Raw genomic sequence first — 6,135 nt, forward strand, 5'->3', positions numbered from 1 at the left:
TAAGGGGGATTAGCATGGGAAAATTAAAGAAATGGTTCACAGTGGGCTTGGTTTTTGTTTTGGCGGCTGCTTTGATGGCGGGCTGCGGCAAGTCAAAAACGACAAGCAGCAGCGATCCGGTCCAGCAAATCAAGAAAAGGGGAAAAGTGGTTGTTGGGGTCAAATATGATACATATCTATTTGGCTACAAAGATCCGAAAACCGGAAAAGTGGAAGGCTTTGACGTGGACATTGCCAAAGCGATCTCCAAGAAAATTTTCGGCGACAAGGTAAAAGTGCAACTGAAGGAAGTCACGTCCAAAACGCGGATTCCGATGCTTCAAAACGGCGATGTCGACATGGTTGTCGCGACCATGACGATCACGCCGGACCGGAAAAAAGTGGTGGACTTCTCGGATGTTTACTTTGATGCCGGACAGTCGCTCCTTGTGAAAAAAGGCAGCAAGATTAAAAGCGTCAAAGATTTGACAAAAGGCACAAAAGTATTGACAGTAAAAGGTGCAACTTCCGGGGACAACGTCAAGAAAGCCGCACCGGATACGCAAGTGCTGGAATATGAAAACTATCAGGAGGCGTTCACGGCTTTGAAATCCGGAAAAGGGGATGCGCTGACAACCGACAACTCGATCCTTTACGGCATGGCTGCCCAGGATCCGAACTATCAGGTTGTTGGCGGGACATTCACAAATGAACCGTATGGCATCGCGATGAAAAAAGGCAATACGAAACTCGTGAAAGCCGTCAACAAAGCGTTGAAAGAACTGAAAGACAGCGGGGAATACGACAAAATCAAAAACAAATGGATCAAAGAACAATGATCAGGATAAGGGGTGGGCAAAATCGCCCATCCCTTTCCGCTAATGGAACATTAAAGGAGTGAAACAGGTATGCTTGATTTTTCGATCCTCACCGACAATTTCGACCTATACATGCAGGGTTTCGTCAACACGATTAAAATCAGCATTATCGGCCTCATCGCCAGTTTCATCCTCGGCAACATCATTGCCGTTTTCCGCCTTGCCCCTGTCAAGCTGCTGAATTTGATCGGTACCGTCTACGTGGAAGTTATCCGCAACATTCCATTAATCCTGACCGGTTTCTTTTTCTACAACGGGCTCAGTTATTTCCACATTAACTTCAGCGGATTTACCGCAGGCACCATTGCGCTTTCCATTTATACCGCCGCCTTTATCGCAGAAGCCGTGCGCGCCGGTATCCAATCGGTGGACAAGGGCCAGCTCGAAGCAGCGCGTTCCACGGGCCTGACGTATATCCAGGCGATGCGCTATGTGATCCTGCCGCAAGCGATCAAAATCGTCATCCCGCCGATTGGCAACCAATTCCTGAACCTGGTCAAAAACTCCTCCATCCTCGGGGTTTTCGCCGGTCTCGACCTTATGTACTACGCCGATATTATCCACGAAAAAACTTGGGTTACGTTTGATACGTATATTTTTGTCGGTATGTTTTACCTTGTCCTGACCATTCCGCTCAGCCTGCTCGTGAATTTCTTGGAACGCCGGCTGGCAAAGACCGATTAATCTTACAAGGAGGGGGAACATCATGGACTTTGCCGGAGCATATTCAAGCAGTAATTTGATTTATTTGCTGCAGGGCTTTGCGGTTACTTTGAAAGTTGCCATTGTCGCGATTGTGTTAAGCTTCATTTTCGGCTGCATACTCGGCATTTTGCGCTACGCAAAAATCCCGGTGGTATCTCACGTGGTGGCGCTTGTGGTCGAAGTAATCCGGAACCTGCCGCTTATTTTAATTATATTTTTTACATATTTTGCCCTGCCGGAAATCGGCATCAAAATGAGTGTCACGATGGCTGCAATTGCGGCTTTGACCGTGTTTGAATCGGCGATGATTGCCGAAATTGTACGCGGCGGTTTGAACTCGATCCCAAAGGGGCAGATCGAAGCCGCCCGTTCGTCAGGCCTCAGTTATATCCAAACGCTGTGGTACATTATCTTGCCGCAGGCTTTGAAAAAAATGATCCCGCCGCTCGTGAGCCAGTTCATCTCACTGTTAAAAGACACTTCGCTTGCAATCATCATCTCGCTGCCGGAACTGTTGCATAATGCAAAAGGCGTCTACAACGGGGAAAGCGGTGCGAAATACATCATCCCGATCCTGCTGCTCGCCGGATTTATGTATTTTATTGTCAACTACCTGTTGTCGATTTTGGCGCGGAGGTTGGAAAAACGCCTCGATCCGGACCGCTCCGCCGCCAAACAGCTCGCCAACACAACCGAAAACTTGCTTTAACGGTATCCCGGCTTTTGGGATACCCTTTTTGGTTTTGGACATCTTGAACAAGGCCTTCTCAAGCACTTGCAGTTACAACCCGCTTCGGAGCAAACCCACCGTGCAAAACCAGGCCTTTTACAGGGGCGCAATAGAATATTTCAATGTGTAAATTTTTCAAAACAGCCTTTAGAAGCTTGCTAAGGTTCATAACGAGGCAAAAAATAAGTGTGAACGTCCCTTATAAGCCATCTAAGGTCTATTGAGAAGAAAAAATAAGCTTCGAAAGTCCCTTATAAGCCATCTAAGGACCATTGGGAGGAAGAAATAAGCTTCGAACGTACCTTATAAGCCATCTAAGGTTCATTGAGAGGAAGAAATAAGCTTCGAACGTACCTTAGGAGCAAGCTAAGGACCATTGGGAGGAAGAAATAAGCTTCGAACGTACCTTAGGAGCAAGCTAAGGACCATTGGGAGGAAGAAATAAGCTTCGAACGTACCTTATAAGCCATCTAAGGTCCATTTCGGGTCAAAACCGACATTGAAACAGCTGTAAATGGGCACATTATTTCGGCAAAAAACAGTCGGTTTTTTTCAAATTACTCCAGATTTTTCACGAAAAATTAAGCATATGCACTGTATATTACGAATAATGATGCTCTTTGGTGGCTTGACATGGAGCCTCTGTGGGCATGGCTTGATGGCGATGCGATGGGGTTAGGAGAAAAAAGAAAATCGCCAAAGCTAACTAGCAGCCTACCATGTTCACCACTCCATATCAAGCCGTGTATTGAATATTATACATCTGGAATAATTTGAAAATCACAATCTGAAATAATGTGGAAATTCACAAAATGGTCTTGACAACGCCCGAAAAGGCCATTTCGCAGCAAAGCCACCAGCGAACATGTCATTATAAAAGCCCAAAAACCAACTCGAACCAACCCAAAGCGGTCTTGAAAAAAGTAAACTGCCCCAGCCTGCATCGCCGGGGCAGCACCAAACTCATTACCACCCGATCGGAGCTCCATCGCTTCTTGGGTCGGTTCCCCCGATCCGGAACTCGTTTTCATCAATTTGAATGGCATGCGCCTGGCCCATCACACCGTCAAAATCTTTGACTTTTTTTACAGAATGTCCAGCATCGGCCAATTGCTTCAAAACTTCGTCGCCCACACGCGCTTCCACTTTTAAATCATTGGAAGCTTCCCCCCAGGTCCGTCCCCACACAAAACGCGGTTCACTGACGGCCTGCTGCGGATCCATCCCGTAATCAATCATTCTTGTAATCACAGCCGTCTGTGTCTGCGGCTGGCCTTCGCCTCCCTGTGTCCCGTACAAAATTGCAGGTTTTCCGTCCAAAAAGGCCATCGCAGGCATCAGCGTATGGAATGTCCGTTTGTGCGGCTCAAGACGGTTCACATGCTGCGGATCTAAAGAAAAATAAGACCCCCTGTTTTGCAGCAGGATGCCGGTGCTGCCGGCCACCACTCCGGAGCCGAACTCAAAATAAAGACTTTGGATAAACGAAACGGCATTTCCATCTTCATCAACCACCGCCGCATAAGCGGTATCGCGCCCGAGCGGCTCAGATTCCGCTTCAGCTGCCCGGTTCCGGTCAATTGCTGCGGCAAGCTGGGCCCCGTATGCTTTGCTCAGCAATTGATCTAACGGAATATCATAAAATTCCGGATCCGTCAGCACTTGGTCGCGGTCGCGGAAACTTTTTTTCAAAGCTTCCGCCAGCAAATGAAAATAATCAAACGAGCGCGGATGTATGGAAGAAAAATCAAAATGTTCCAATATATTAAGCGCCATCAACGCGGAAAAACCTTGCGAATTCGGCGGTAACTGGTAAATGGTATAACCGCGGTAATCGGTCGAAATCGGATCCACCCAGTCCCCGTGATGGTCGGCAAAATCATCGATTGTTAAGTAACCGCCGTTTTCTTTTAAATAAGAAACGATTTCCTTTGCGATACCGCCTTTATAAAATGCATCGCGCCCCAGTTCGGCGATTTGCTGCAAAGACCGGCCGAGCTCTTTTTGGACGAACCGGGAACCCGGCGCAGGGATTTGCCCGCTTGGAAGATAGATGTCGCATCCCGGCCGGCTGCCTGCCAATGCCCCGTAAGCAGTCCGGGTGTTTTTCGCCTGGTGCGTGGACAAGGGAAAGCCGTTTAAAGCATAACCGATCGCCGGCTCCAGCACGTCCCCTAGCTGCAGCCGCCCGTAAGTTTTTAAAATTGCATCCCAGCTGTCCACCATACCGGGCACCGTGATACAGCTCCTTGTTCCCCTCAACGGGATCGACTGTTCCCCTTCGTAACACGATAAGTTTACCTGATAACCGCTGCGTCCGCTCCCGTTAAAGGCATTGAGACGCTGTTCAGCTTCATTCCAGATCAGCCAAAAAGAATCACCGCCAAGCCCTGTCATATGCGGATAGACAACAGCCAAACACGCGCTCACAGCAACCGCTGCGTCAAAAGCATTTCCCCCCTTTTCCAATATTTTTGCCCCTGCCATGGAAGCCAAATAATGCGGGCTGACAACCATCGTTTTCGTGCCAATGACCGGTTTACTCCCCATTTTTTTACTCCTTTCTCGAATCATCTTGTAATAAATTTTAAATCATTTGGAAATATCAGTATAGTCTAATTCTATATTTTTAACGCGCATAGCAGACATGGAGTATTTTGTTTGGGCCAATAAGAATAAGAAGCTACCTGCCAGTAGCAATATGCCGGATATGTAAAACCCAATTTCGATTTTGCCGGTTAATTCCGCAAAATATCCTGTAATATATGGCGCGAAAATAGAGGATAACATCCCCGCGAAATTAAAGATGCCGTAAGCACGGGCATACATATGCGCAGGTGTATTGTCCGCCACAAAGGAGATTAAAACAGGATCAAGCGCAAGTTTTCCAATAAGGCCGTAAATCACTAGACCTGCCAGCATCAAAAAATAACTATGGACATACGGAATCATAAATTGGCAAATAGCACCACACAATGCAAGAACGAGAATGAGCGGCTTCTTATTTTTAACCTGGTCCGAAAGATGACCGAAGAAAATAGCACCAGGGATAGACGCCCATGGTACAAGCGATGCAATAATCCCCGTTTTAGAAGCATCGATTCCTCTTGCTGTCTGCAAGTAGTATGGAAGCCAGGTCATCATACTGAAAAAACCGTATAGCGAGCAGAAAATTAAGATATAAGTCAAAATGTGATTGCGGCTGAAGAGTACTCTTATATTTTGGATTTCATGAAAATTTGACGGTTCTTGCAAATGTGTCGTATGGTTTTTAGTATCTTTTATAAAGATGCCGATAAGCGCTGCAACGAAAACTGTTAAAATCCCAAACAAATAGAAGGAAAACTGCCAATCTTTTTTTAATGTAAAGGTAAAGTAACTGGATGCGATAAAGCCTAAGGAAATCCCCAACGCCATTCCGCTGTTAATCATTGCGGATGAAATCCCCCGGTATTTTTTAGGAATGCTGTTGGAAGAGATGCCGTATTGCGGTCCGTAATAAGTCCCTTCACCTAAGCCGGTCAATGCCCTCACCAAAAGAAATACAAGAAAACCGGGAGCCAGGCCGCTTAAAAAAGTACCGATGCCAAATAATACATATCCACTGACTAAGATTTTTAATCTTCCAAACCGGTCGGCCAGAAAGCCTGCAGGAATTTGCATAAAAGCATAGGTAATAAAAAATACGGTTGACATCAATCCGAGTTCGCTTTTTGACAGCCCCCATTCACTTTGGATCGTACCCATAACCGGGGATAAAATATTGCGGTCAGCATACATAAAAGCCCAGCCCAGTGAAAAAAGGATAATTAATAAAATTGGATGGTTTTTCTTCATGATTTT

General features: G+C 46.4%; 5 protein-coding genes. 3 read left to right on the plus strand and 2 right to left on the minus strand.

Features of this window, described 5'->3' with window-relative positions; translation table 11 throughout:
- Positions 1–14 precede the first annotated feature (14 nt).
- The 3 genes from BpJC4_RS05955 to BpJC4_RS05965 all read left to right on the plus strand — a co-directional run bounded on the left by BpJC4_RS05955 (position 15) and on the right by BpJC4_RS05965 (position 2,271).
- Entirely contained in the window at positions 15–818 is an 804-nt protein-coding gene (locus tag BpJC4_RS05955; protein ID WP_151679951.1) for a transporter substrate-binding domain-containing protein, read from the plus strand.
- A 69-nt stretch (positions 819–887) separates the two neighbouring features.
- Entirely contained in the window at positions 888–1,541 is a 654-nt protein-coding gene (locus tag BpJC4_RS05960) for an amino acid ABC transporter permease (protein WP_151679952.1), read from the plus strand.
- A gap of 22 nt (positions 1,542–1,563) precedes the next feature.
- A complete protein-coding gene (locus BpJC4_RS05965) occupies positions 1,564–2,271 on the plus strand; it encodes an amino acid ABC transporter permease (protein WP_151697642.1) in 708 nt (235 codons plus the stop codon).
- A gap of 987 nt (positions 2,272–3,258) precedes the next feature.
- Here BpJC4_RS05965 and ggt read toward each other — a convergent pair.
- Both ggt and BpJC4_RS05975 read right to left on the minus strand, forming a co-directional pair.
- Positions 3,259–4,842 carry a gamma-glutamyltransferase gene (gene ggt / locus BpJC4_RS05970; RefSeq protein WP_151679954.1) on the minus strand — a complete coding sequence of 528 codons (1,584 nt, stop codon included), beginning with the start codon at positions 4,840–4,842 and terminating at the stop codon, positions 3,259–3,261.
- A gap of 42 nt (positions 4,843–4,884) precedes the next feature.
- Positions 4,885–6,129, minus strand: coding sequence for an MFS transporter (locus tag BpJC4_RS05975; RefSeq protein WP_151679955.1), 1,245 nt, complete (start codon positions 6,127–6,129; stop codon positions 4,885–4,887).
- Positions 6,130–6,135: the final 6 nt, after the last annotated feature.

It is taken from the genome of Weizmannia acidilactici (assembly GCF_008974185.1).
Lineage (GTDB): Bacteria > Bacillota > Bacilli > Bacillales > Bacillaceae_C > Weizmannia > Weizmannia acidilactici.